Origin of the sequence: Marinobacter vinifirmus (assembly GCF_002258215.1) — a bacterium.
GTDB classification, from domain to species: Bacteria; Pseudomonadota; Gammaproteobacteria; order Pseudomonadales; family Oleiphilaceae; genus Marinobacter; species Marinobacter vinifirmus.
Genome location: NZ_NEFY01000002.1, coordinates 113032 through 139827, shown reverse-complemented (window position 1 = coordinate 139827; position 26796 = coordinate 113032). Strand labels below are relative to the sequence as shown.

Annotated in this window: 22 protein-coding genes and 1 pseudogene; 19 read left to right on the top strand and 4 right to left on the bottom strand. The window is 58.6% G+C overall.

All coding sequences use genetic code 11. The annotated features are described in order from the left end of the window. Positions 1 to 49 precede the first annotated feature (49 nt). Positions 50 to 1411: an aminodeoxychorismate synthase component I gene (gene pabB, locus B9Q17_RS03105; RefSeq protein ID WP_167373003.1), complete on the bottom strand. Its 1362-nt coding sequence runs from the start codon at positions 1409 to 1411 to the stop codon at positions 50 to 52. Positions 1412 to 1570: 159 nt separating this feature from the next. Between pabB and B9Q17_RS03100 the strand changes: the two genes are divergently transcribed. Both B9Q17_RS03100 and B9Q17_RS03095 read left to right on the top strand, forming a co-directional pair. Then, positions 1571 to 2140 carry a hypothetical protein gene (locus tag B9Q17_RS03100; RefSeq protein WP_094624071.1) on the top strand — a complete coding sequence of 190 codons (570 nt, stop codon included), beginning with the start codon at positions 1571 to 1573 and terminating at the stop codon, positions 2138 to 2140. 141 nt (positions 2141 to 2281) lie between these two features. Continuing rightward, entirely contained in the window at positions 2282 to 3304 is a 1023-nt protein-coding gene (locus B9Q17_RS03095; RefSeq protein WP_094624070.1) for a DUF6160 family protein, read from the top strand. Between the two features lie 134 nt (positions 3305 to 3438). On the opposite strand, the gene B9Q17_RS03090 is transcribed toward B9Q17_RS03095, so the two are convergent. Continuing rightward, on the bottom strand, positions 3439 to 4053 hold the full coding sequence (locus tag B9Q17_RS03090; RefSeq protein ID WP_022990102.1) for a hypothetical protein: 615 nt from the start codon (positions 4051 to 4053) through the stop codon (positions 3439 to 3441). A gap of 251 nt (positions 4054 to 4304) precedes the next feature. Between B9Q17_RS03090 and B9Q17_RS03085 the strand changes: the two genes are divergently transcribed. The 10 genes from B9Q17_RS03085 to B9Q17_RS03040 all read left to right on the top strand — a co-directional run bounded on the left by B9Q17_RS03085 (position 4305) and on the right by B9Q17_RS03040 (position 15180). Next, positions 4305 to 5333, top strand: a complete 1029-nt coding sequence (locus B9Q17_RS03085) for a DUF58 domain-containing protein (RefSeq protein WP_094624268.1) — start codon at positions 4305 to 4307, stop codon at positions 5331 to 5333. Then, positions 5330 to 7426, top strand: coding sequence for a transglutaminase TgpA family protein (locus B9Q17_RS03080; protein ID WP_094624069.1), 2097 nt, complete (start codon positions 5330 to 5332; stop codon positions 7424 to 7426). The genes B9Q17_RS03085 and B9Q17_RS03080 overlap by 4 nt, the downstream gene beginning before the upstream one ends. Then, the gene (holB, locus tag B9Q17_RS03075) at positions 7419 to 8450 is read left to right on the top strand and encodes a DNA polymerase III subunit delta' (RefSeq protein WP_094624068.1); all 1032 of its coding nucleotides are present in this window, start codon (positions 7419 to 7421) and stop codon (positions 8448 to 8450) included. The genes B9Q17_RS03080 and holB overlap by 8 nt, the downstream gene beginning before the upstream one ends. A gap of 59 nt (positions 8451 to 8509) precedes the next feature. Beyond that, a complete protein-coding gene (locus tag B9Q17_RS03070; RefSeq protein ID WP_022990106.1) occupies positions 8510 to 8860 on the top strand; it encodes a PilZ domain-containing protein in 351 nt (116 codons plus the stop codon). A 12-nt stretch (positions 8861 to 8872) separates the two neighbouring features. Then, positions 8873 to 9793 (top strand): alpha/beta fold hydrolase, encoded by a 921-nt coding sequence (locus B9Q17_RS03065; RefSeq protein ID WP_094624067.1) that lies wholly within the window; start codon positions 8873 to 8875, stop codon positions 9791 to 9793. Between the two features lie 19 nt (positions 9794 to 9812). Beyond that, positions 9813 to 10697 carry a DUF4892 domain-containing protein gene (locus B9Q17_RS03060; protein WP_244177294.1) on the top strand — a complete coding sequence of 295 codons (885 nt, stop codon included), beginning with the start codon at positions 9813 to 9815 and terminating at the stop codon, positions 10695 to 10697. A 3-nt stretch (positions 10698 to 10700) separates the two neighbouring features. Continuing rightward, on the top strand, positions 10701 to 11897 hold the full coding sequence (locus tag B9Q17_RS03055) for a patatin-like phospholipase family protein (RefSeq protein WP_094624065.1): 1197 nt from the start codon (positions 10701 to 10703) through the stop codon (positions 11895 to 11897). A gap of 84 nt (positions 11898 to 11981) precedes the next feature. Then, positions 11982 to 12887, top strand: a complete 906-nt coding sequence (gene prmB / locus B9Q17_RS03050) for a 50S ribosomal protein L3 N(5)-glutamine methyltransferase (RefSeq protein ID WP_094624064.1) — start codon at positions 11982 to 11984, stop codon at positions 12885 to 12887. Between the two features lie 37 nt (positions 12888 to 12924). After that, positions 12925 to 14019: a chorismate synthase gene (aroC, locus tag B9Q17_RS03045; RefSeq protein WP_094624063.1), complete on the top strand. Its 1095-nt coding sequence runs from the start codon at positions 12925 to 12927 to the stop codon at positions 14017 to 14019. An 18-nt stretch (positions 14020 to 14037) separates the two neighbouring features. Further along, a complete protein-coding gene (locus B9Q17_RS03040) occupies positions 14038 to 15180 on the top strand; it encodes an MFS transporter (RefSeq protein WP_094624062.1) in 1143 nt (380 codons plus the stop codon). Between the two features lie 8 nt (positions 15181 to 15188). On the opposite strand, the pseudogene B9Q17_RS03035 reads toward B9Q17_RS03040, so the two are convergent. Together B9Q17_RS03035 and B9Q17_RS03030 are read right to left on the bottom strand one after the other, a co-directional pair. Continuing rightward, positions 15189 to 15924, bottom strand: a pseudogene (locus B9Q17_RS03035) (ATPase, T2SS/T4P/T4SS family). Positions 15925 to 15948: 24 nt separating this feature from the next. Continuing rightward, on the bottom strand, positions 15949 to 16830 hold the full coding sequence (locus B9Q17_RS03030; RefSeq protein WP_094624061.1) for a LysR family transcriptional regulator: 882 nt from the start codon (positions 16828 to 16830) through the stop codon (positions 15949 to 15951). A gap of 633 nt (positions 16831 to 17463) precedes the next feature. On the opposite strand from B9Q17_RS03030, the gene leuC reads away from it, so the two are divergent. The 7 genes from leuC to B9Q17_RS02995 all read left to right on the top strand — a co-directional run bounded on the left by leuC (position 17464) and on the right by B9Q17_RS02995 (position 26794). Beyond that, a complete protein-coding gene (leuC, locus tag B9Q17_RS03025; RefSeq protein WP_094624060.1) occupies positions 17464 to 18882 on the top strand; it encodes a 3-isopropylmalate dehydratase large subunit in 1419 nt (472 codons plus the stop codon). A 17-nt stretch (positions 18883 to 18899) separates the two neighbouring features. Further along, entirely contained in the window at positions 18900 to 19547 is a 648-nt protein-coding gene (gene leuD / locus B9Q17_RS03020; protein ID WP_094624059.1) for a 3-isopropylmalate dehydratase small subunit, read from the top strand. Positions 19548 to 19564: 17 nt separating this feature from the next. Then, positions 19565 to 20638, top strand: coding sequence for a 3-isopropylmalate dehydrogenase (gene leuB / locus B9Q17_RS03015; RefSeq protein ID WP_094624058.1), 1074 nt, complete (start codon positions 19565 to 19567; stop codon positions 20636 to 20638). Between the two features lie 126 nt (positions 20639 to 20764). After that, positions 20765 to 21880 (top strand): aspartate-semialdehyde dehydrogenase, encoded by a 1116-nt coding sequence (asd, locus tag B9Q17_RS03010; protein ID WP_094624057.1) that lies wholly within the window; start codon positions 20765 to 20767, stop codon positions 21878 to 21880. A gap of 313 nt (positions 21881 to 22193) precedes the next feature. Beyond that, positions 22194 to 25172: a FimV/HubP family polar landmark protein gene (locus tag B9Q17_RS03005; RefSeq protein WP_094624056.1), complete on the top strand. Its 2979-nt coding sequence runs from the start codon at positions 22194 to 22196 to the stop codon at positions 25170 to 25172. Positions 25173 to 25259: 87 nt separating this feature from the next. Continuing rightward, positions 25260 to 26168, top strand: coding sequence for a tRNA pseudouridine(38-40) synthase TruA (gene truA / locus B9Q17_RS03000; protein ID WP_094624055.1), 909 nt, complete (start codon positions 25260 to 25262; stop codon positions 26166 to 26168). Then, the gene (locus tag B9Q17_RS02995) at positions 26165 to 26794 is read left to right on the top strand and encodes a phosphoribosylanthranilate isomerase (RefSeq protein ID WP_094624054.1); all 630 of its coding nucleotides are present in this window, start codon (positions 26165 to 26167) and stop codon (positions 26792 to 26794) included. The genes truA and B9Q17_RS02995 overlap by 4 nt, the downstream gene beginning before the upstream one ends. Positions 26795 to 26796: the final 2 nt, after the last annotated feature.

Below are 26796 nucleotides of genomic sequence, written 5' to 3'. Positions count from 1 at the left end.
TTCCGGTCTGTGCCGCTGAGGGAAACCTGGCGGCACAGATCGTTCGCGCTTACCGCTTTAGTTGTTCCAGAAAGTCCATCAGCGGCTTCACCTTGGTCAGGGTTTCCTGATACTCCGCTTCCGGGTCGGAATCCGCCACAATTCCGCCTCCACCCCAGCATTGAATTCTGCCGTTTGCTTCGCAGAGCAGGGTGCGAATGGCAATGTTGCTGTCCAGCCGCCCATCCAGCCCGTAATAGAACACCGACCCGCAATAGGGCCCGCGCCAGTGGGGTTCCAGCTCGTGGATAATCTCCATGGCCCGGATTTTCGGGGCGCCGGTAATGGACCCTCCCGGGAAAGCGTCAAACAGGGCTTGTAGCGGGCTTACATCCGGTTTCAATTGGGCGCGGATGTGGCTCACCAGATGGTGCACATTCTGGTAGCTTTCCAGCGCAAACAGCTCGTCCACCGTCACCGAGCCGGGCAGGGCGTTCACGCTCAGGTCGTTGCGCAGCAAATCCACAATCATCAGGTTTTCGGCACGGTCTTTTTCCGAAGCCAGCAGCTCATCGGCAAGGGCCTTGTCCTGCTCCGGCGTGGCGCCGCGCCGCCGGGTGCCTTTGATTGGACTGGTTTCGATCACCCCGTCGCGGATTGCCAGGAACCGCTCCGGTGACACCGACACCACCGTGCTGCCTTCATGGCGCAGAAACGCCGCGTAGGGTGTGGGGTTGGCATGGCTCAGTTCGGTGAATGCCAACCAGGGATCGCCGCTGTAGTGTCCTTCGAAAGACTGGGACAAGTTGGCCTGATAGCAATCGCCGGCTTGGATGTAATCCTGTACCTGTTGCACGCGATTGCGGAAATCGGCCGGGGCTTGAGTCGGCTTGAACGGCTGTTGCAAAGGCCAGTGCCTTGGCTGTGGCTCAGCGGGGGTAGCCAGCCAGTTCTCCAGTTGTTTCTGCTGAGCCTGCGGCAAGTCCGGGTGTACCCACAGATAACAGTTCCCTGATTCCAGGTCTTCACTGGCAAACCACAGGTACAGCCCGGCAAACATCAGCGGCAATGGCAGCTCCGGCACCAGCCCTTGCAGCTTCGCCTCCCGGGCGTATCCGAACTCATAGGCCAGGCTGCCGACCCAGCCGCCGATCAGCGGGCAGGGTGCTTCCTTTAGCGAACTGAGGGCGTGCTGGTAAGGCGCCGCCAGCCGTTCCATCTTCCGGGCCAAAGCCTGAGTGTCCACGCCCATGCCTGCATTGGCTGGCAACGAGACCCGTTCCACCGCATGGCAGGAGAACCCCCGCGCAGCTCCGCGCCCACCCGCAATTGCCTGGCCGCCCAGAAATACAAAGTCCGGCTCTGCTGCCGAATGGCTGCAAAGCTGATCAAATTGCTGGCGGGAAATGGACTGGCAGACAGGAAAGGCCAAGTTACCTCCGTTAAAAATTGGAAGAATGCTACACGCTGCACAAAACGGGCGTTGTCCGATCGGGACAGGCGCTGATCTAATGATCGTGCCGCCAGCGGATCATTCTAACGGAGATCCGCTTTGTTCGTGCTCTAAAAAAACAAATGTTGGGTTAAGAAAATGCATAAATTTCTCTCGCTGAATCTCATACTTACACTAACACTGGCCGGTATGTGGGCTCCATTGAGCTGTGCTCAAGAAAAGGAATACGAAGACCATGTGCTAGCTGATGGGAAGCTTACGGCCGAAGAGCTGTCGTTAGTTGTGCGACAGGCGCAAGGAGATTTGAAGGCGATGACGGAGGCTTCGATTGCCCAGGTGAAAGACGAACTTGAATCCTCTGGTGTTTTTGAACCAAACGCTTGGATGTTGATGAAGAACGGTGAGCTGAAGAAAATTCAGCTAGGAGAAGATGCGAAGGGAGCTCCTCCAGAAATCAAGGTACTAATGTATCGCGCAAGTCTGAAGTCAGTAGCTCGCCACGGGCGGATCGATGCTGGCTTAGTTGCTTACCCTGGAACTATAGAAAAGAACGGTATGAAGCGCCGAGTTGTTGCGATTGAACACGAGCACCGTTTGGGTGTATCCGGAATAAAATTAGTGCCGGTAACTCTGAACTCTGGTACCGCAGAGTTCAGAGCTGCGGTATCGCAGGATAAGAGTTTCGAATTTTTCTATGATGGAAAGTGAACAAGTCTGGCGGTGTTTGGAAGTGTGAGAGTAGTCACGGAATAAGACTGTAAAACAATCTTAAATGGAGTCGTGAGCAGTTGAGCTCGCACTTAAACAAAAACTCAGATAACAACAAAATGAGTTTATAAGGAGATAAGAATGAAAGGCCTGAAAAAAATTGCATTGGTTACCGCGATCGCCGCAGCTCCGTTTGCTGCAAATGCTGATCTGAAAGCCCTGGATGACTCCACGATGGGAAATGTCACCGGCCAGGCTGGTGTGACCATTGAACTTGAAACCCGGGTGAGCATTGGTGAGTTTACGTACACAGATACTGATGGTCATGCTGGCTCCGGGGATGATGGAACTGCTGGAGGTACTTTCGCTGTTAGTGGTATCGATCTTGGTGGTGCAACCGTTAGTGCTTCTGAAAGCGCTACCCAGTATGCCGCTGCGACGGGTGCCGGTGGCCTGTTGGATAACCTGAAGATTGATATTGATGTTGCGGATGACGGTGACGCTGTTATTCACGTTGGGTCACTTCAGCCAAAACTTGATCCCGACACGGGAGAGCAGGTGGAAAACCCTGATGGTTCACCAGCTTACATGCCAATTGACTGGGGTATGACCGCAGACTCCATGGAACTTCGTGGCAACGCGGGTGAGCAAACCACTCTGATTTCCAATATGGATGCATGGGGTCTGTTGGGTGCCTTGGATATCCGTGTGGACACCGACGACGTTAATGGCGTAGCCGGTACCGGAACGCTGAACTTGGACGTTGCTTTCACTGTTGAGCAAATGGACTTTGACGTTGAGTTCATGGGCGTTGGTATCAAGGGTATGAGTATCCGTGGTGTGAATGATGGAGGTCAGACTCTTGATCAGGCTCAGCTTACTGGCCTGCTGGGTGACCCGGCTGGCGAAGACGCGGCGCTTGAGACTCGTTTGGTTGGACTTGCATCCGGTGCTCTTGGTAAGTCGTTCGCGATTGCTCGCGTAGATGTTTACAAAGGCGACAATCTCGACGGCACCAAGCAGGATGTCCTGCGTGTAGATATTGATGATGTCTTGATGGATATCAACATCGCTGAAACCCATATCGGCGGCGCCAATATCGGTACCATCGGCATTGATAACCTGCACGTCTCCGACACCCGTCTGGCAGTCTACGGTCGCTAATCCGACCTGACACCAAAACTGGTGCAACGCCCCGCCTCGGCGGGGCGTTTTTGGTTCTGCAGAACACGCAGGCACAAAAAACGGCAGCTCATCGGCTGCCGTTTTTCATTAGTCGTAAGAGTTGCTATCAGGCCTTACTGGTCCGGCACCTGAATAGAAAGATCAAACCCACCCCCAGGTCGCGGCGTCAGATTAATTGGCCCTTCATTAATCCCCTGCGGAATATTGATCCGGTCAATCCCCGGCGGGTTGCCAATGCTGAAATTCAGGTTCTGGCCGTCAAAGCCGATACCCAGCTGGTCGTTCAGGAAGGTTTGGGTAAAGGGTTCGTCCGGAATTTCCGGTTGCTGGCCGAAGATCAGCTGGGGGATGTCCGGGCGGAATTCGGCTGGTGGCTGGACCCTTGCCAGTTCGTCGACTGGTAGCAGCAGGGCGCGGCGCAGGAATTCTTCCTCGGCGTCGGTTAAGGAATCTTTGCGGTCATCTTCCAGGTAGCGTTGCAGGGCTTCCCGGTAGGCTTCTTCTTCTGCTTCGGTGACAACCGGCTCGCCCGGGGAAATGGTCAGGGCCTGGATGATGCGCTGGCGATCTGCCTCGGACTTCTGCTGGTCTTTGGGTACCACGATAACGGCAGAGTCTTCTACGTAGGTTTCCACCATTTCGTCAGACGTCATGGTTTGTACGCCCGCAGTTGCGGGAGCAGCGATGGCGGCCGTTATGGCAGCGGCAAGCAGTTTGCGACGTATCATGAGTTGCCTCTTGGGTAACCGGTGTGTGCAGAGGCGCTGCTGAGACTGCTGAGACTGCTCAAACAAGGGCATTCAGGCTATGCGCTTCATTTTTTCAGTATTCGGTTTGTCTGACACTATTTCAACCGGAAAGTGCCGGTATTGTGATCAGAATCTTCCCCTACGGAGTACAGTTATAAAAACACTGTGGATATGGTTTCATAGTCCGTAAACTGCATTGAACTTTTCAGGAGTCTTCCGGCCTGATGGGCATGATAAAACAATCTGTTGGCCGTCGTTTCAGCCGCTGGATCAACCGCCGTATTCCCCGTGCAGACAGCGTTCTGTTCAGCCAGAAAAACATCTTCATTCTGCCCACCGGCGCCGGTGTGGTGTTCGGCATTCTGCTGCTGATCATGCTGATTACCGGCATCAATTATCAGAACAGCCTGATTTACCTGCTTACCTTCATGCTGGGCGCCCTGTTTGTGGGGGCGATGCATCAGACCCATCGCAATCTGTCCGGCTTGTCGCTTTCTCTGGTTCAGCCTGGGGAGGGTGTGGCTGGTGAAGACATTCCTTTCCGGTTTCGGGTCAGCAGTGGCAAAGACGATTCACTGGCGATCAGCCTGTCGGTGGAGGACTCCCGGGTTGCGGGCATTCATGTGCCAGCCGGGGAGTCGAAAGACGTCACCCTGCCTGTCCCTTCGGCCTGGCGCGGCTATCTGCGCCCCGACAGGGTGCGTATTGAAACCCGGTTTCCGTTTGGTTTACTGAAGGCCTGGTCCTGGGTGCGGCCGTCTTCGGCCGGGTTGGTGTTTCCGCGGCTATTAGCGGCGCCGGAAGCACTCAGTACCCTGGAGGATGGCCCGGAGAACGCGGCGGCCGCGAAAACAGCCGGGCAGGACGAAGCGGACTTGCGGCCCTGGCGGGAAGGAGACTTAAGCCCCCGGGTGATGTGGAAGCGCTTTGCCCGCTCCGGCCAGATGGTGGTGGCAGACTGGGAGGCGAAGCAGGGCAGCCCCCACTGGCTGGATTTTGCCGCTTTTCCGGGTGTGGATAACGAATTGCGGCTGAGTTACCTGGCCTGGCTGGTGCAGGACAGGGCAGCCAAGGGCGCCCGTTTTGGCTTGAACCTGCCCGGTGAGTTGATTGAACCTGATTCCGGCAAGGTGCATGCGGAGCGTTGCCTGCGGGCGCTGGCTATCTGGGGCGAAGAAAAGCCCCGGGATGATGATGCAAGGGCCTTTGGTACCCGCAGGAAACTGGATCGGGCAGCAGGGGGAGGCAGTGCGGTATGAAGCTTTCCCTGCCTTTTGGCCTGTTCAGTGGCCGGGAAGAACCGCCGAAAGAAACCATTCCCGGTAAGGCGCTGCTGTGGCTGATTGCGGCCTTTGCGGTATTGCTTGTGCCCCAGTGGGATCGCCTGCCGGTGTGGCTGATTGCGGCCTGTGTGGTGCTGGCCGGCTGGCGCTGGCTGGCGCAGATTGGGCGGGTGGGTTTGCCCGGGCGCTGGTTGCGCACCGGTATCATGCTGATCCTGATGGCGGTGTACATTGCCACGGTTCAGGGACGTTTTACGGTAGATACGGCGGCATCGTTTTTTGTGCTGGCGGTGGGCCTGAAATGGCTGGAAACCCGCAGTGCCCGGGACTTCTATGTGCTGTTTTTTATCCTGGTGTACCTGGCCACGGTGAATTTCCTGTTCCGGCAGGACATTCTCTGGGCGCTGGTGAACTTTGCCGCCATTGCACTGTTGCTGGTGGGGCTGCAAACCATAAACGCGCCGGACCTGCCCAATGCCATCGGCCGGGGCTGGAAGCGCCTTGGCCTTCTGATGCTGAAAACCCTGCCGGTGGTGATCCTGCTGTTTGTGTTCTTCCCCCGCATGGCGCCGCTGTGGAGTGTGCCCATGGTGTCTGGCCAGGCCCGGAGCGGGATTTCGGACACCATGCGCCCGGGCGATATCTCCAACCTGGCCCAGAGCAGCGAACGGGCCTTTCGAGTGACCTTCGGTGGTGATGCCCCGGATTACCGTGACCGATACTGGCGCGGGCTGATCCTGGATCGGCTGGACGGCGAAACCTGGCGCCAGGGCGATTCCGAGCGTTTCTTCCGGCCGGGCCGGGTAGCCATCGATGGCGGCGTGGGGGATCTGGAGCCGAACCAGTACGATGTGCTGCTGGAACCTACCGACCAGCGCTGGGCGTTCGCCCTGGACGGCTCCGAAGCTGTCTCGGATAACGTGGTAGAGGCAGAGCAAAACCTGTTCCGTTTCCGGCGCCCGGCAGACAGCTCTGTGCGCTATCGGATGGCTCTTGGCAATGTGGCGGCGAGCAGCGCAGTGCAGGGGTTGTCACCGCTGGAACAACGCCGATACCTGCAGCTGCCGGCCCAGGGGAATCCCCGGGCACGGGAACTGGCGCAGCAGCTGGGTTCGCAGTTAAGCCCGGAACAAACGGTGATGGAGTTGATGCGCCGGTTCCGGGAGCAGGAGTATTTCTACACGCTGCGGCCACCGGCCATGCCGGAAGATGGCATTGATGCCCTGTTGTTCGATGAAAAGCGGGGGTTCTGTGCCCACTATGCCGGTGCAGCTACTTTTGTGTTCCGGGCAGCAGGTATTCCGGCAAGGGTGGTTGTGGGTTACCAGGGTGGCGACGCCGGTGCCAACAACGAGTATTACATTGTTCGCCAGTACGATGCCCACGCCTGGGTGGAAGTGTGGCTTGAAGGGCGCGGTTGGGTGAGGGTTGATCCTACTGCCGCCATCGCCCCTAGCCGGATTGAATCCGGGCTGCGGGACGCCATGGCAGACGAAGGTTCATTCCTCGAGAACGAACTGATCTCGCCTCAGCGTTACAGCGATCTGCAGGTGTTGCAGTGGGCCTCACTGCAGCTGGATCGCATCAACTACCAATGGCAGCGCTGGGTGGTGGGTTATCAGGGCCAGAGCCAGATGGATCTGATGTCCCGGTTGCTCGGTGGCGTGGGTATGAAGGAACTGGGCTACCTGACTGCAGGTATTGTGGGCCTGGCGTTGCTGGTGGCCGGCCTGGTGTCTGCCCTGGGCATGAAGCGGGGCGCACGGCAGGATGCGTTCCGCCGGGTGGTCAGCAGCTGGCACCGGTTCTGTGAGCAGGCGGGTGTTCCGGTGCGGGCTGGTGAAACTCCGGAGGCGCTGGCGCAAAGGCTGTCCCGGGCGGTTCCCGCTGTGTCTGAATCGGCGCGGGTCTTTGCCCGGGCCGTGAACAATCATTACTATAGTGCTTCATCTGCGCCGGCCTCTGCCGACGATACCCGCCGTTTGAAGCGGTTGCTGCGCACCATGAAGCGGCAACGGCGCAATGGCCCGGAACCAGTACCCGAAATACGGACTCCACCCAATGAGTGATATCGCCCAAGACATGCCCTGGCTGACCAAGGCCTGGCACGCGGTTCAGCACCGGCTTGCGGAAGACCGGCTGCCTCACGCCTTGCTGGTGGCCGGCGAACGGGGTGTGGGCAAGCGTGCCTGGGCCGAGGCCGTTGCCGGGTTATTGCTGTGCGATCGCCGGGAAGACCTGGGTAATGGCAACCTGGTGGCTTGTGGCCACTGCAAGCAGTGCGAGTTGCTGCGTGCGGGCAGTCATCCGGATTTGCGAATCTACGCGCCGGAGAAATCCCGCATGGTAAAGGTGGACCAGGTGAGGGCACTGTCGACCTTTGCCGTGGGTTCGCCCCAGGTGGCCCATCACAAGGTGGCCATTGTCGACCGGGCAGACCTTTTGAACATCAATGCCGCCAACGCCCTGCTGAAAACCCTGGAAGAACCGCTGCCGGATGTCACTCTTCTGCTGTTGCAGGAAAGTGGCCGGCCAGTGCTGCCCACCATTCGCTCCCGGTGCCAGGCGTTGACCATTCCGGTGCCGGCGGAAGAACAGGCCCAGAACTGGCTGGCGGCGCAGGTGTCCGGGCTGGAGGAGGATCAGCGCCCCGGAGCCGGGGTGCTGGCCAAGAGCCTGATGCTGGCGGGTAATGCGCCGAGGTTGGCGCTGGAATATGCCACCGGCGAGTTTCCGGGGTTACGGGACAAGGCCTTCGAGGCGTTCAAGCAGTTTATGAAAGGGCAGATCACCGTGGGTGATGCGGCGAAGTGCTTCAAGACCATCGGCCTGGAGGATACTCTCTGGCTGTTCGAAAGCTGGGCCGCCGACTTGGCCCGGTGCAGCGCCGGCGGTCAGCCCAATGATACCGAAGCGGCAGACATGCTGATGTTCCTGGCCCGCAGCAATCCGCCCTGGCGGGCCCATGAATTGCTGGATCGGGTCCGGCAGAGCCGGGAGGCCGCCGTGTATAATGCCAGCCCGGAACTGGAAGCCAGCCAGCTGTTGATTGCCTGGCGTGATTTGATGCCCAGAAAGCGCGCCGCAGGTTGAGCTTTAGCGGTTAACAGCTGCTATGATTGCGAAATATCAGAAAAAAGAAGGTGTTTGATATGGGGCCCGGATTCGGAGCACGCAGTGGTATTCTGACCCAGACTATCAACGACAAAGCCGCGCTGTACGCAGCCTATATGCCGTACATAAAGCAGGGTGGCCTGTTCATTCCGACCCACAAGCAGTACCAGCTTGGCGACGAGGTTTTCCTGCTGCTGACCTTGATGGACGAGCCGGAGAAAATCCCGGTGGCCGGCAAGGTTGTATGGATAACCCCGAAAGGCGCCCAGGGCAACCGGGCTGCCGGTATTGGTGTGCAGTTCAACGGTGATGATGAAACCGCCCGCACCAAGATCGAATCATACCTGGCTGGCTCCCTGAGCTCTGATCGCCCCACCCACACCATGTAGGACCTGCCTTGCATGAATGACACAGTGTTACCCGACAGTGGGCACGAAGTTCCGGCCGACTGCCGGGAGGCGCACTGGCCACTCGAAAACATCACCCTTGCCGGCCTGAGCTGGCATCCGCCCCGCGAAGCAACCACCCGGCAACCGGTGCTGATGGTGCACGGCTGGCTGGATAACGCCATGAGCTTTGCCCGCCTTGCGCCGGAAATTGCCGCCCATGCGCCGGTCCACGCCATCGACATGGCAGGCCACGGCCAGTCCGGCCACCGGCCGCCGGGGTACAGCTACTGGCTGATGGACTATGTGGGCGACCTTTCCGAACTGATCGACAGCCATTTTCCGCACAGCGAAAAAGAACCGATAGACCTGGTCGGCCATTCTCTGGGCGGCATCGTATGTGCTTTGTACGCAGCGGCCTTTCCGGAGCGGGTTCGGCGGCTGGTGATGATCGACAGCCTGGGGGCGCTTAGCCGCCCGGCGGAAGAAACCATTCCCCAGCTGCGCCGGGCATTGCAGAAAAAGCGTAACGGTTCGGCACCGCCGGCGATCTATCCGGATGTGGAAACCGCAGCACGAATTCGCGAGGGAGGCCTCAGCCCCCTGAGTGCCGAGGCGGCCAGCTTGCTGGTGCCCCGGAACATGCGCAGTTACGGGGTGGGGTATGTCTGGCAGACCGATGCAAGGTTGCGGCATCCCACGGCTTTGATGATGACAGAGCAACAGGTGGAAGCCTCTTTGGCGGCCATTAAAACCCCGGCGCTGTTTGTGCGTGCCGAGGAAGGCCTGCTGACTTACCGGAAGGGGCTGGATCAGCGCGCGGCGCTGATTCCGGAGCTGACCACGGTGGATGTTCCCGGCGGCCACCACTGTCACCTGGATGGCGATACCACGCCAGTCAGTGATGCCATAAAAAGGTTTCTTTTTGATGTTTAACCGACCCAGCAGTGGCTTTTTGAGATGTTTGGCGGCCGTAGTTCTGTTTGCGTCTGCCGGTGCTGTCCAGGCGAACGCTCTGGCACAGGCCCCTGTTCAGTTCTCGCAATCGTCGCTGCAGAATACCGCAGCGATTGAATCCAGCGGCCACCTGGTGCTGTTCAGCCCGGTGCGGGAGATTCGCAACGAAATCCGTTCCGATGTAATGGCGCGCCTGCCGGTGTCTGGCCAGGGGCAGCTGTTCGAGATCAACCGGGACGCCAGTCGCGAAGCGGCGCTGGACCATTACCTGACGGAACTCCGGGCCAGGGGCGCCAGCGTTCTGTACCAGTGTTCCGGTATCCAGTGCGGTCGCAACAACGTCTGGGCCAACCAGATTTTCCAGCAATCCCGCCTGTTGGGCCGTGACGGCAGCCAGGATTACGTGGCCGCTGCAGTGGAAGACGAGAACGGCACCCAGTGGCTCACGCTGGTGTATACCGTCACTCGCGGTAACCTGCGGGAGTATGTCTGGGTGGAGCAGCTGGAGGTAGGCGCAGGTGCGTCCATTCCGGGCTTTGAAGCGTCAAACGGGCGAATGAAGGGGCCGGTGGTGGTGCCCTGGAGCGGTGGCGTTACCTATCGGTTTGATTTCAGTGCCGATGACCGGCGCAGGCTGACCGACTGGGCGGCTGATGAGGGCGCCGAGGTGGTGTTGGCCGCGTTCTCCTCCCTGCAGGATGGCGAGCGTCTGGAGGCGGCCCTGGAGCGCGCCCGACAGGCAGGTGACGCCCTGGCCGAAGTTCTGGGCAAAACCGGAATCTCCCGCAGCCAGATTCGTATTGTCACGGTAGGGCCCGTGGTGCAGGTGGAAGACCCGGATCGTCGTGGTGATCGTGTAGAAGTATTGGTGATCAAGAGGTAAGCCATGGCACAGAAGGATAAACCGGTTGATAACGGCGCCAGCGCGGTCATAAAAAGCTCTGATGTTTCTCCTGCAAGTGCGCCTGCCAGCAGCAATGTTCGCAAGACCGGAAAGGGCAAGACCGTTGCCTTGACCCTGGGTAGCGGTGGCGCCCGGGGCTATGCCCACATTGGCGCAATCGAGGTGCTGGTAGAGCGTGGTTACAAGATTGCTGCGATTTCCGGCTGCTCCATGGGCGCCCTGATTGGCGGTATGTATGCCGCCGGCAAGCTGAAAGAGTACAAAGACTGGGTAACCGGGTTAGGGCAGTTTGATGTGATCAAGCTGCTGGACCTTACCTTCAGCTCCATCGGTGCCATCCGGGGCGAGAAGGTGTTTTCCATCGTGCGGGAAATTCTGGGTGATACCCGCATTGAAGACCTGCCGATTCCCTTTACCGCCGTAGCGACTGACCTGCTGGCACATAAGGAAATCTGGTTCCAGGAAGGGCCCCTGGACAAGGCTATCCGTGCCTCAATTGCGATTCCCAGTGTAGTGACGCCGCTGGTGCTGGACGGCCGGGTGCTGGTGGACGGTGCGGTGCTGAATCCCTTACCGATTATTCCCACCATCTCTGCCCACGCAGACCTGATTATGGCGGTCAACCTGGCGGGCGAGGAAGAGCAACTCCAGCGAATTCCGGACGCAGCACTGACGCCCGCAGAGGATACCGGCGGCGACATGGAAGAGTGGATGGATGCGCTCCGGGACAAAGCTTCCCGCTGGTTCGACTGGGATGCCCTGAAAGCGCTCACTAACCGCAAGGGCAGTGAGGACGAAACACCGGAACAGAAGATCAGCCGGGAGATTGCCAAAAAGTCGCAGGAAAAAGCGATTGAGGCCAAGGCCAAGGCTCCGGTGCCTGCCGACCACCCGGATGCGGAAAAGCGGGAAGAGCACGACACCATCGACTGGGACAAGCTGGGCATTGGCAAGTTTGATGTGATGAACCTGACCATCGAAACCATGCAGAGCGCCCTGGTGCAGTACAAGATTGCCGGTTATCCGCCGGACTTGCTGATCAACATTCCCAAGAACGCGTCCCGCAGCTACGACTTCCATAAGGCGCCGGAGCTGATCCAGCTGGGGCGTGAGCGTATGACCGCGGCCCTGGACCGTTTTGAGGCCAGCCGCAGCAGTTCCGGCCCGCTGGCGCTGTGATGGCAGGCGGGCGGAAAGCTGCAGCCATCGGCCTAATCAGCGTATAATGCCGCGCTGAAACTTACCGACCAGGAAACCGACTTTGTGACCAGCCCCGTAGATGACCTGCAGACCATTCGCGACCTGTTGCGCTATGCCGCCTCACGGTTTGCTGCCTCGCCCCTGTACTTTGGCCATGGCACCGATAACGTGTGGGACGAAGCCGTACAACTGGTGCTGCGCAGCGTCCACCTGCCGCTGGAAAACAACAACCTGTTCCTGGATGCGCGGCTGACCCGCAGCGAGCGGGAGCTGATTATCGAGCGTATTGAGCGGCGCATTAACGAGCGTGTGCCCATTGTCTATTTGCTGGGCGAAGGCTGGTTCATGGGCATGCCCTTTAACGTAGATGAGCGGGTACTGGTGCCCCGGTCACCGCTGGGTGAGTTGCTGGAAAACGGCTTGCAGCCCTGGCTTGGCGGCACGCACGTTCAGCGAATTCTGGACCTGTGCACGGGCAGCGGTTGTATCGGAATTGGCGCCGCGACGGTGTTCGACGAGGCAGAAGTAGACCTGTCGGATATCTCTGAAGATGCGCTGGCGGTTGCCGAATCCAACATCGAGATGCACGGCCTGGAAGGGCGGGTACAAACGGTTCGCTCGGATGTGTTCGACAACATCGAGGGCCGCTATGATGTCATCCTCAGCAATCCGCCGTATGTGGATGCGGAAGACCTGGCGGACATGCCGGAAGAATACCAGCATGAGCCGGCACTGGGCCTTGCCGCAGGCGACGACGGCCTGGATATTGCCCACCGCATCATTGCCGGTGCCGCCGATCACCTGACCGAAGACGGCCTGCTGATTGTGGAAGTGGGTAACTCCTGGGGTGCGATGGACGATGCCTATCCGGACCTGCCGCTGACCTGGCTGGAATTCGAGAATGGCGGCGACGGTGTGTTCCTGGTTACGGCCCGGGACCTGCGTGAATGGCAGGCCAGAAACAGCTGAAGTAATTTATTATAAAACCTTGATAAAGTGCTGAATTATGTCCGGAAATACTTTTGGAAAACTGTTTACCGTAACCACCTTCGGTGAAAGCCACGGGGCGGCTCTGGGCTGCATTATTGACGGTTGCCCTCCCGGGCTGGATCTGTCTGAAGCGGATATGCAGAAGGACCTGGACCTGCGCAAGCCGGGCACATCCCGCCATACCACCCAGCGCCGGGAACCGGATGAGGTGCGGATTCTGTCCGGCGTGTTCGAAGGTAAAACCACCGGCACGCCCATTGGCCTGATCATCGAAAATACCGATCAGCGCTCCAAGGACTATTCCAAGATTTCCGAACAGTTCCGCCCGGCCCACGCCGATTACACCTACACCCACAAGTACGGTGTGCGTGATTACCGTGGCGGCGGTCGCTCCTCGGCCCGGGAAACCGCCATGCGGGTGGCTGCTGGCGCCGTTGCCCGCAAGTACCTGGAGCAGCGCCTGGGTATTCGTATTCGGGGTTACTTGTCACAGCTGGGCCCCATCAGGATCGAGAAGCTGGATTGGGACCAGGTACACCAGAACCCCTTCTTCTGCCCGGATGCCGACAAGGTGCCGGAAATGGAAGCCTACATGGACGCGCTGCGTAAAGAGGGCGACTCCATTGGTGCCCGCATCAACGTGGTGGCCGACGGTGTTCCGCCGGGACTGGGCGAGCCAATATTTGACCGGCTGGATGCCGACCTGGCCCATGCCCTGATGAGCATTAACGCCGTCAAGGGTGTGGAAATCGGCGCCGGTTTTGGCTGCGTGGAGCAGAAGGGCACCGAGCACCGGGACGAGATGACGCCCGAAGGTTTCCTGTCTAACCACGCCGGTGGCGTGCTGGGTGGCATTTCCTCCGGCCAGCCCATTGTCGCGAGCATTGCCCTGAAGCCTACATCCAGCCTGCGCCTGCCGGGTCGCAGTATTGATGTGAATGGCAACCCGGTGGAGGTGATCACCACTGGCCGGCACGACCCCTGTGTGGGTATCCGGGCCACGCCGATTGCCGAAGCCATGATGGCCATTGTGCTGATGGATCATTACCTGCGCCATCGTGGCCAGAATGGTGATGTAAGCGTCGATACGCCGGTACTCGGCCAGCTCTGATAACCGGGAGGCGCTACCATCTACTGGCGGCTGTCTAACCTTTACTTCTGGTTCTTCGCCCTCCTTGGAGGGCTTTTGCCTTATTGGTCCCTCTACCTGGAGGGGCAGGGCTTTTCCTATCTGCAAATCGCCACCCTGATGGCGACCATTCAGCTGACCAAGGTAATGGCCCCCAGCGTGTGGGGCTGGCTGGGCGACCGCACAGGCCAGCGGGTAAGGCTGGTACGCTTCGGAGCTATCACCGGTTCCCTGTTTTTTGCCGGAGTGTTTCTGGAGCCCGGCTTTTACGGCCTGCTGTTGGTTATGTTCGCGTTTACCTTTTTCTGGAACGCGATTCTTCCGCTGTATGAAGTGATCACCCTGCGGGTGCTGGGTTCAAAAAAAGAACGTTACGGCAAGGTTCGGCTGTGGGGCTCGGTGGGCTTTATCGGTGCGGTGGCGCTGGTCGGCGGCTTGCTGGAACTGGTGCCGATTCGCTATTTGCCCTGGCTGTTACTGCCGGTATTCGCCGGCATTGCCGTGTCGGCCTTCCTGGTGCCGTCCGAACGGGGTGAACGCAAAGAGTCTGCGCCCAAAGGCAGCCTGAAAGCCATCGTTACTCATCCGGCCGTAGTGGCCTTCTTCCTGATGAACTTCCTGCTGCAGGTGTCCCACGGCGCCTACTACACGTTTTTCAGTATTCACCTGGAGCAGCACGGCTACGGCAAGCTGTCGATCGGCCTGTTGTGGTCACTGGGGGTGATTGCGGAAATCGGGCTGTTCCTGATCATGCACCGGTTGTCGACCCGGTTTACCGTGCGCCAGATTGTGCTTGGCTCGCTGGTGTTGACCATGATCCGCTGGGGGCTGATTGCCGAGCTCACCGGGCTTGTGCCGGTGCTGATCTTTGCCCAGCTGATGCACGCGGCGTCTTACGGTGCCTTGCATGCGGTTTCGGTGCAGTACATTCAGGGCTTCTTCGGCAAACATCACCACGGGCAGGGGCAGGCGCTGTACAGCGGTTTGACCTTCGGCGCCGGTGGCGCGCTCGGGGCCTGGATGTCGGGGTTCTTGGTGGATGGCTACAGCACCTCGGTCGCCTTCTGGGGTGGTGCCGTAGCCATGGCCCTTGCCATCGTGGTTACCTGGCGGGGGCTGCAACCCCCGCCGAAAGAGGCCTGACCGGGCGTTTATTGATCCGGGTCTTCCTCATCGTCTTCCAGTTGCAGGGACAGCCCGCTGCCGCTGGGGCCGCCGGAACTGGTGCTGTCTTTCGCGGACGAGCCATCCTGGCCGTACAGCTTGATGCGCAGGCGCAGGTTGTTGGCCGAATCTGCGTTCTTCAGGGCTTCTTCTTCACTGATCTTGCCTTCCTGCCAGAGCTTGAACAGGGCCAGGTCGAAGGTTTGCATGCCCAGGTTGGCAGACTTCTCCATGATGTCCTTGATGCCGTCGATCTCGCCCCGCAGGATCAGTTCGCTGATAGTGGGCGTGCCCAGCAGGATTTCGATGGCAGCGGTACGTTTCTTGTCCACAGTAGGAATGAGGCGCTGTGACACAAACGCCCGAAGGTTCATCGACAGATCCATCAGCAACTGCGGCCGGCGCTCTTCCGGGAAGAAGTTGATGATCCGGTCCAGGGCCTGGTTGGCATTGTTGGCGTGCAGGGTGGAAATACACAGGTGTCCGGTTTCGGCAAATGCCAGGGCGTGTTCCATGGTTTCCCGGTCGCCCCCACAAACAGCACCAGCCCCCGCTTGGCCATCACCACGTCTTTCAGGATCGGCGGCAGCCCCAGGGCATCGGCATTCGGTCGATGGGCTTCAGGGTACCGTGGAACTTGGCGCAGGGCGGAGCACCGGTGCTCAGGTAAAGGTCTGAGCCATCGTGCTTGGCCAGGATTTTCAGGTAATCGTCAAAGCCCATCTTGTCTCCCGTTGTTTATCCGGATCAGGTTGTTTGGTTTGCTTCTTCGTCGTGAACAATACCGAGCAGGGCGGTCGCCGCCGGGCTCAGATGCCGGCCTGACAAGCCCACCGCCCCCAGCACCCGGCTGACCGGAAACCCGGTATCCAGCTGGTGCAGGCTTTCATCCACCATACTCACCGGCAACACGCTCCAGCCAAGGCCTACACTGGCCATCATCTTGATGGTCTCCAGGTAGTTGGTGGGGATCTGCTGTTTGAGCGGAAGGTTGGCTTCCAGAAACAAACGGCTGACCGCCCGGTACGTTGCTGTGGTGGTGTCTGGCAGCAGCGCAGGATACTTGGCCAGATCTTCAAGACTGGCGTTTTTACCCACTGCAAGCTCATGGCTGGCGCCTACTACAAAGGCCATAGGATCAGACCACTGTTCGTATACCACGAACTCGCTTCCCATGCTGTCACTGAGTGTGACAAACGCCAGCTCTGCGTTACGTTTGAGCATCTGACTGTAAGCGGCATCGGATTCCATAAACTGCAGGTTGACCGTTACTTCCGGATAGTCACTGACGAACCCTCGCAGCCAGTTCGGGAGGTGGTGCAGGCCAATGTGGTGGCTGGCAATGATTTCGAGTTCGCCGCTGATGATGCCGTCGTCGGCGGACAGCGCCATACGCGCGTTATGAATTTCGTCTAGGATGCGTCTGGCGTGGGGCAGCAGCCTGGCGCCGGCCTCGGTGACACGAATTTCACGGTGTCCCCGTTCTATCAGCTTGGTGCCCAGCTGGTTTTCCAGTGCAGCAAGGCGTTTGCTGATAGCCGGCTGCGTCAGGTGCAGGGCTTCTGCGGCTTCGGAGAAGGAACCCTGGTCGACTATGCCCAGGAATGCTTTTAAGGAATTTGCGTCCATTTTCGGTGCTCGTCTCGTTCCGGAGTGTTCCGGTGCCTTTGTGCAGGTCCCGGCTTGTGGGGCACCTTTCCAAAAACCGCTACAAGCACCCGCAAGCGGGTCCAGCCAGCAATCATAGATTGCTGTCGTTCGGCTACGCATGAAGCTTAGCTTCATAAACGCTTGCCTCACCCCTTTGCGCTTCTCTCCGGCCATCCATGGCCTACGACATTTTTGGAAAGGTGCCCCACAAGCCGGAACTCGAACTTTGGGTTACAGCAGATCGAATCATTGGTTGCTGGAAACCCCGACCATTGTATGAGGCGCGACTGGGTGGAAAGGCTTTTCAAAACCGTTGAGGGCCATGGACGGCCCGAAACGAGCCTACAGGGACGTACTCGTGGGCGTGTTTTGAAAAGCCTTTCCACCCAGTTGTGCCTGGCACCGAACTTGTTTGGGAAGCGGCCCCCACCAACGTGCGCCCGGCACGGAGTTGGATCGAAGTTAACGCCAAACTCCGGGTTACCCGTAATATAGAGCATAACCAAAGGGAATGCGATGGATGAAAAAGATGAATTGAGGTTATGTCAGGCGGAAGAGTAAGATAGAGGCATCAAAGCAGAAACAGAAACCCCCAGAGAGTGAGAGAGAACCATGGCGGGCAAGACTTTATACGACAAATTGTGGGACGACCATTTGGTCAAACAGCGGGACGACGGCTCCGCGTTGATTTACATCGACCGTCAGTTGCTGCACGAAGTAACCTCACCGCAAGCATTCGAAGGCCTTCGCATTGCGGGTCGCAAGCCCTGGCGGATTGATGCCAACATCGCGACACCGGACCATAACGTGCCGACCACCGATCGTGATCGGGGCATCGACGGCATCGTGGATCCGGTATCCCGCACCCAGGTGGAAACCCTGGACAAGAACTGCGACGAGTTCGGGATCCTGGAATTCAAGATCAAGGACCAGCGTCAGGGCATCGTTCACGTGATTGGGCCGGAGCAGGGCGCGACTTTGCCGGGTATGAGCATTGTGTGTGGTGATTCCCATACTTCTACTCACGGCGCCTTTGGTTGCCTGGCCCACGGTATCGGTACCTCTGAAGTTGAGCATGTCCTAGCCACCCAGTGCCTGGTTCAGAAGAAAATGAAGAACATGCTGGTGAAGGTGAACGGCAAACTTGGCGCGGGTGTGACCGGCAAGGATGTGGTTCTGGCTATCATCGGTAAGATTGGTACCGCAGGCGGTACCGGTTACGCCATCGAGTTTGGTGGTGAGGCGATCCGCGGTTTGAGCATGGAAGGCCGGATGACTATCTGCAATATGGCCATCGAGGGCGGTGCCCGTGTGGGTATGGTGGCGGTGGATGACACCACCATCGAGTATGTGAAAGGCCGTCCGTTCTCTCCGAAAGGCGAGACCTGGGACAAGGCCGTTGAATACTGGCGCACCCTGCACAGCGACGACGATGCCGTTTTCGACAAGGTGGTTGAGCTGGACGGCACGACTATCCAGCCGCAGGTGAGCTGGGGTACATCTCCGGAGATGGTAACCGGAGTCGACGGCAATGTGCCGGACCCGGCGAAGGAAGAAGATCCCATCAAGCGCGAGGGCATTGTGCGCGCGCTCAAGTACATGGGTCTGCAGCCGAACCAGAAGATCACCGATATCCGGCTGGATCGGGTGTTTATCGGTTCCTGTACCAACAGTCGGATTGAGGATTTGCGCGAAGCGGCTGCGGTGGTGAAAGGCCGCAAGGTGGCTTCCAGCCTGAAGCAGGCCATGGTGGTTCCGGGTTCTGGACTGGTGAAAGCGCAGGCGGAGCAGGAGGGTCTGGACAAGATCTTTATCGAGGCGGGCCTGGAATGGCGTGATCCGGGTTGCTCCATGTGTCTGGCCATGAACGCCGACAAGCTAGGGCAGGGCGAGCATTGTGCGTCTACCTCTAACCGGAACTTCGAAGGTCGTCAGGGCTTTGGTGGGCGGACTCACCTGGTGAGCCCGGCCATGGCCGCCGCCGCTGCGGTAACCGGCCACTTCGTTGATGTCCGTGAATTGATGCACTGAGCCACAGGAGAGAGACCATGCGCGCATTTACGCAACACCAGGGCATCGTAGCCCCCATGGACCGTTCCAATGTGGACACGGACATGATCATTCCCAAGCAGTTTCTGAAGTCCATCAAGCGCACGGGCTTTGGCCCGAACCTGTTTGATGAGCTGCGCTACCTGGATGAAGGCAAGCCGGATCAGGATTGTGCTGGCCGTCCGCTGAATCCGGATTTTGTGCTGAACCAGGACCGTTACAAAAACGCCAGTGTACTGCTGGCCCGGGCCAACTTCGGTTGCGGTTCCAGCCGTGAGCACGCGCCTTGGGCGCTGGATGATTTCGGTTTCCGGGTGATCATTGCCCCGAGCTTTGCCGATATCTTCTACAACAACTGCTTTAAGAACGGCCTGTTACCCATTGTTTTGAATGAAGAAGTTGTCGACAAGCTGTTCAAGGAAGCCGAAGCGAACGAAGGCTATCAGCTGACCGTTGACCTGGAAGCCAAGACTGTGACCACGCCGTCTGGCGAGTCGTTCGGTTTTGATGTGGATGACTTCCGTCGCCACTGTCTGCTGAATGGCCTGGACGACATTGGTGTAACGCTGGAAGATGCCGATACCATTCGCGCCTACGAAGAGGCTCGCCGCAAGACGGCTCCCTGGCTGTTTAACGCTGGAAACTGATTAACAAGGATTTGGATATGTCCCGTAATGTATTGCTTCTGCCGGGTGACGGCATTGGTCCGGAAATTGTTGCCGAGGCAGAAAAGGTTCTGCACAAGGTCGATGAACAGTTTGGTCTTGGCCTGAGTTTTGACAGCGCGTTGGTCGGTGGTGCGGCCATCGATGCTAATGATACTCCTCTGCCGGACGAGACCCTGGAGAAGGCCCGCAAGGCCGACGCCATTCTGCTGGGCGCCGTAGGTGGCCCCCAGTGGGACAGCCTGCCGATGGCCAAGCGCCCGGAGAAGGGGTTGCTGGGTTTGCGTTCTAACCTGCAGCTGTTTGCCAACCTGCGCCCGGCCATTCTGTACCCGCAGCTGGCGTCTGCGTCTTCCCTGAAGCCGGAAGTGGTTTCCGGGCTGGATATCCTGATCGTGCGCGAGCTGACTGGCGGTATCTATTTCGGCCAGCCCCGCGGTGTGCGTGAGCTGGAGAACGGTGAGCGCCAGGGTTACAACACCTATCAATATACCGAATCCGAGATTCGCCGGATTGGCCGGGTTGCTTTTGAGGCGGCCCAGCAACGGGGCAAGAAGCTGTGTTCCGTAGACAAAGCCAACGTGCTGGAAGTGACCGTGCTGTGGCGGGAAATCATGGAAGACCTGAAGCGGGAATATCCCGATGTGGAGCTGTCCCACATGTACGTGGACAACGCCGCCATGCAGCTGGTTCGTGCGCCCAAGCAGTTCGATGTGATTGTGACTGGTAACATGTTTGGTGATATTCTTTCTGATGAAGCGGCTATGCTCACCGGCTCTATCGGCATGTTGCCGTCTGCGTCGCTGAACTCTGAAAAGCAGGGCATGTACGAGCCTTGCCACGGTTCGGCACCGGATATCGCCGGTAAGGGCATTGCCAATCCGCTGGCCACCATCATCAGTGCAGCCATGATGCTGCGTTACAGCCTGAATGAGGAAGAAGCCGCAGCAGCGATTGAAGCGGCGGTCAGCAAGGTGCTGGATCAGGGCATGCGTACCGCAGACATCATGTCTGACGGCGGCCAGAAGGTCTCCACCCGCGAAATGGGTGAGGCGGTACTGAACGCACTTTAAGCCAGGCTTGATCCGGCAAACCGAGACCCGACAGCGGCGCGATGCTGCCGCTGCGGGATCATCCATCCTGTCCCTGCCAGCGATAACGGTAATGGGCGGGCATAATGTGAGGTTCAAAGGTCGCACATGAAGCGAGTTGGACTTGTAGGTTGGCGTGGCATGGTAGGCTCAGTCCTCATGCAGCGCATGCGTGAAGAAAACGATTTTGCCGATATCGATCCGGTGTTTTTCACCACTTCCCAAACAGGGAAGCCGGCCCCGGACGTAGGCAAGGAAGGTGTTCCTCCTCTGCAGGACGCCTTTGATATCGATACCCTGAAAGGCATGGATGTGATCGTGACCTGCCAGGGCGGCGATTACACCACCGAGGTTTACCAGAAGCTGCGTGATGCGGGCTGGGAAGGCTACTGGATTGATGCCGCATCCACCCTGCGGATGGTGGATCATTCCGTGATCGTGCTGGACCCGGTTAACCGTAACGTGATCGACTCCGCCCTTGATAAAGGCGTGAAGGACTACGTTGGTGGTAACTGCACCGTCAGCCTGATGATGCTGGCCCTGGGTGGCCTGCTGGAGCAGGACCTGATCGAGTGGGTTTCTCCGATGACGTACCAGGCGGCTTCCGGCTCTGGTGCCCAGAACATGCGTGAACTGCTGAACCAGATGGGCGCCCTGAACGAGAGCGTGAAATCTGAACTGGCCGATCCCTCATCCGCCATCCTGGAAATCGACCGCAAGGTGACCGACACCATGCGTTCCGGCGATTTCCCCACCGAGCATTTCGGTGTGCCACTGGCCGGCAGCCTGATTCCGTTTATCGACAAGCAGCTCGATAACGGCATGAGCAAGGAAGAGTGGAAAGCGGGAGTGGAGACCAACAAGATTCTGGGCCGCTCCGGCAACCCGATCCCCATTGATGGTATCTGCGTGCGCATTGGCGCCATGCGTTCTCACAGCCAGGCGCTGACCATCAAGCTCAAGAAGGACCTTTCGGTTTCTGAAATCGAAAGCATCCTGGCCAAGGGCAACGACTGGGTAAAGGTGATCCCGAACGATCGTGACGCCACCATGCAGGAACTGACTCCGACCAAGGTGACCGGTACCCTGAGTATTCCCATCGGGCGCATCCGGAAACTGGCCATGGGGCCGGAATACATTTCAGCGTTCACTGTGGGTGACCAGCTGCTCTGGGGCGCCGCTGAACCGCTGCGCCGCATGCTGCGGATTCTGCAAGAGCGTTAAGAAATGTTACGCAGGGGCAATTAATGCCAACTGTGTCCGGTTTTCAGCAAACCGGTCAGGGGCGGAGGCTGATTTCAGCGTCCGCCCCTGTTATTTTCAAGGGCAGTAAGGAGTTCCGCCTGACAGGTCAGGAATCAGTGCAAGCATTGCAGCTGATTGATTGATAAAAGGGGACTTATCATCAATACTTTCCCCACCCTGGTTAGACTTACGATATAAAAACGAGAAATAACAAGACGAAACGTCATCCAACCTCGTCCGATTCTGTTGAAAGTCAGCAGTAACGAATAACGGAGACTGGAAAGGAAAAAGCATGAAGGTACGCAAGCTTGCGGTTGCCCTGGCGCTGGCGGGAGGGCTTGGCTCCGGTATGGCACAGGCCCTGGGACTCGGTGAAATCGAACTGCAGTCCTGGCTGAATGAGCCCCTGGACGCAGAAATCTCACTCAGACAGAGTGCGGGTGTGGATCCGGGTGATGTATTCGTCAATGTGGCACCGGAGGCTGCTTATCAACGGGTAGGTCTGGAGCGGAACCAGTTTCTGAGCAAACTGAAGTTCGAGGTGGTAACGGGCTCCGATGGTAACCTTGCCATCAACGTGTCGTCCCGTGAGCCGGTGCGTGAACCATATTTGAACTTCCTGCTGGAGCTGACCTGGCCCAACGGTCGCCTGATGCGGGAATACGCGGTTCTGGTTGATCCCCCGGTTTATGCCGAGGAATCCGGTGTGCGGGAGCAGGTGAGCGCGCCTGTATCGTCGGCGGCATCTGCGCCGGCACGTCAAACCACCACTCGCAGTCCGGAATCGATTCGTCGCGAGGCGGCTGTACAGCGTGCGCCGGCCCGGGGCTACCAGCCTGACACCTTTGGTCCGACCGGACCGTCTGACACGCTTTGGATGATTGCCCAGCGCATGAGGCCGGATAGTTCTGTGTCCATGCAGCAAATGATGCTGGCCATCCAGGATCTCAATCCGGATGCCTTCATCGACGGCAATATCAACAAGTTGAAGCGCGGGCAGGTACTTCGTGCGCCGACCCTTGATCAGATTCAGCGCCGCACCAAGGCCGAGGCCAATCGTGTTGTTGCCCGACAGAACGAGGAATTCCAGTCTCCACGCCCTGTTGATGCAACCCGTACCGCCCAGGCGGAATCCGCTCCGGCACAGGCAGCTGGCACAGCCGGTGCCAACGGCACCGACGAACTGAAACTGCTGGTAGCCGAGGAAGAAACCTCTCCCCGTACTGATGACGAAGGCGGTTCAGCCGGTGGTGATGGCGAACAGGCTGGCGGTGCAGACGCCGGTAATGCCGTTGCCATGGAAGAGCTAGATGCGACTCGTCGTGAAAACGAAGAGCTATCCAGTCGCCTGCAGGATATGCAGGAACAGGTTCAGACCCTGCAGCGCCTGCTCGAGCTGAAGAACAGCCAGTTGGCAGAACTTCAGGGTATGACCCAGGAAGAAGCTTTGGCAGCGCTTGCGGCTGAGGGTGACAGTACCCAGGCCGGTGCCGCAGGTGCGGACGCCAATGCTGATGGTGAAACCGCCGCGGCCACGGAGTCTGCCGACGTAGAAGAACCGGCGGCTCAGGCCGGCGAAAGCGCTGAGGCCCGGGAAGGTGAAAGTGCTGAGGCCCAGGAAGGTGAAAGTGCTGAAACTGAGGCTGGCATGGCTGAAGGCAGCGCGGACACGACTGCCGCAATGTCTGGTGACGGCGAGCAAGCGGAAGCCAGTGCTGCTGAAGGCGAAGGTGATAGTGAAACCGCCGAGTCTGCAGAAGCGACAGAAGCTGCTGAAGCCGACGACGCCCCTGCAGCGGCTGCAGCTCCGGCTCAGGAAGAATCCAGGGCCCAGCCCAAGCCCTCTCAGACTGCGCCTGCCAAAGAGAAGGGCTTCTTCGGTCAGTTCATGGACACGGTTCTGGGCAACCCGATGTACCAGATTGCGCTGGGTGGTGGCCTGATTCTGTTGCTCCTGCTTCTGCTTCTGGTGGCTCGCAAAAACGCCAAGCGCGAGCAGGATTTCTACGATGAGTTCAATCGTGGTGAAGACGAGTCGGCAGATGATTCGGTAGACCTTGGCCCTGCAGCGGCTGTTGCCGGCAGCGACCAGGAAGAAACTGCCGATGCGCTGACAGAAGCCGAGACCTACATTGCCTATGGTCGTAACGATCAGGCCATCGAAGTCCTGGAAACCGCAATTTCCCGCGAGCCCAGCCGTGCAGACCTGCGACTGAAGCTGTTGTCTGTCTATGCAGATAACCAGGACCGCGATGCGTTCGAGAAGCAGTACGGTGAAGTAGCGGCGCTGGAAGACGAGTCCGCCCTGCAGGAAGCGGAAGCCATTCGCAGCCGTCTGGACGAAGCGGAGTCCATGCCCAGCATTGATGACCTGGAGTCCCAGCTGCGTTCCGATTCCTTCAGTCTGACGGATAACGAACCGGAGCAGGCACTTTCCTTCGAGACACCGGAGCAGGAGCCGGAAGAAGACTGGTCCCTGTCTGATGAGCTCAAGGCGGATGAATTTGAAGCCGCTGCCGATGAAGTGAAAGAAAACGAGTTCGGCGAGCTGGAATCCGACAGCTCACTCGAAACCGATGCAGACGACAATTCCGTTGAATTCGATCTCTCCGATTTCGAACTGGACGCTGAAGAGGCCGGCCTGGATCAGCTGGATTCCGAGGAGCCTGCTGAAGAAGAGATTGACCTTGGCCTCGAGGGCGAGTCGCTGGACGAATCCTTCCTGGAAGAGCTGGATGCCGAGCTGGAGAAAGTATCCAGCGAGGATGACTCCCTGGAAGAGCTGGACCTTGAAGATTCTTCCCTTGAAGAGCTGGAACTGGACGTTTCCGACGAAGACCTGGCCCTGATGGAAGAATTCTCTGAAGACAGCGAGAGCCCGGAGGTCGACGAAGAACTGGGCCTTGAAGACGCCCTGCAGGAACTGGAGACCGAAGAAGAACCTCTTGGCGACTTGCCGGATGTTGATCCTGAACCTGAGGCTGAGGCGTCCGACACTGGCGCTGAAGTTCCGGAAATGCCGGAAGAGGGCGCGTCAGACGAGGCGATTACTCCCGCTACCGGACTGGATATCGACGAAAGCGATCTTGAAGACGACGACTTCGATTTCCTGGCCGGCACCGATGAGGCTGCCACCAAGCTCGACCTGGCCCGTGCCTACATCGAGATGGGTGACAGCGACGGTGCCCGTGACATCCTGGAGGAAGTTGCGCTGGAAGGTAACGATGATCAGAAAGCCGAGGCGCAGGAGCTCCTTAAAAATCTTTCCTGATCCGTTATAATCAGTTCCATCGTGGCAACAGCGCCGGCCTTTGTGCCGGCGCTTTGTTTTTCAGAAGACATCATTCCGGGCTGACCCTTGTTTCTTACTCCACAACCCCTGACCACAGACAACGCCATCGGTAACGGCCGTGTTGCCATTGCCTTTGAGTACGACGGCCGGCACTTCCATGGCTGGCAGTTCCAGAAAAGCGGCGTGCGATCAGTGCAGGCCGAACTGGAAAAAGCTGTGGCAAAGGTGGCTGATCATCCGGTGGACCTGGTGTGTGCCGGCCGGACCGATGCCGGGGTGCATGCCAGTTTTCAGATTGCCCATTTTGATACTCCCTCGGTACGAAACCTCCGGTCCTGGGTGATGGGTATGAACACAGCCTTGCCCGATGACATTGCCGTGCACTGGGCCGGCAATGGGGTCGATGACTTTCATGCCCGTTTTTCTGCGGTTTACCGCCGCTATCGGTATATCATCTACAACCACGCGGTCAGGCCGGGAATCCAGCGAGGGCAGGTGAGCTGGAACTTTCGCCCGCTGGACGAGCACAGAATGCAACAGGCCGCCCAGGCGCTTATTGGCGAGCACGATTTCACCTCATTCCGGGCAGCCGGCTGCCAGTCCCGTACGCCGGTTCGTTACATGGAGCGGATTTCGGTAACCCGAAGCGGCAGTTATGTCGTAATTGATGTGCAGGCCAATGCGTTTTTGCACCATATGGTTCGGAATATAGCCGGTGCCCTGATGGATGTGGGCACAGGAAAGGAATCGGTGGACTGGGTTGGCGACGTGCTTGAGGCAAGGGATCGCAAGCTTGCCGGGGTCACCGCACCGCCACACGGGCTTTATCTGGTGGATGTGGGGTATCCTGACGGGTATGGTATTCCGAAAGCCCTGTGCGGGCCCGGTTTTGCCAGTCCCTGGTTTTCAGCCGAGGCGAACCAGCCCATTCCGCCAAGCCATATTCACCCGAAACAGCCGGTAACGGAATCATGACAACCCGCGTTAAGATCTGCGGCCTGACCCGGCCAGAGGATGTGGAAGCGGCCATTCGCGCCGGTGCAGATGCCATTGGCCTGGTGTTTTTCGACAAGAGCCCCCGGGCTGTCTCTGCAGAGCAGGCAAAACAACTTGCGGCCAGGATTCCGGCCTTTGTCACGCTGACCGGACTATTCGTTAATCCGGAGCCAGCGTTCGTCAAACAGGTGCTGGAACAGGTGCCGCTGGACTTGCTGCAGTTTCACGGCGACGAAACGCCGGAATTCTGCGCGTCTTTCGGGCGGCGCTGGATTAAAGCGATCCGGGTTCAGGAAGCCGGCCAGATCGAACAGGCCTTCGTGGATTACCAGAATGCCTGTGGTCTGCTGGTGGATGCCTGGGATCCGGACCGTTACGGCGGTACAGGTCATTCCTTCAACTGGCAGCTGATTCCGGAGCAACGGCCGCTGCCCCTGATATTGGCCGGTGGTTTGTCATCTGCTAACGTAGCCAGCGCTATCGAGCAGGTACGGCCCTGGGCTGTCGATGTGAGTGGTGGGGTAGAGCAGAGTAAAGGCAGGAAAGACGCCACCAAACTATCCGAATTCATTAAAGAGGTTCACCGTGTCTGTAAAACTGACTGAAG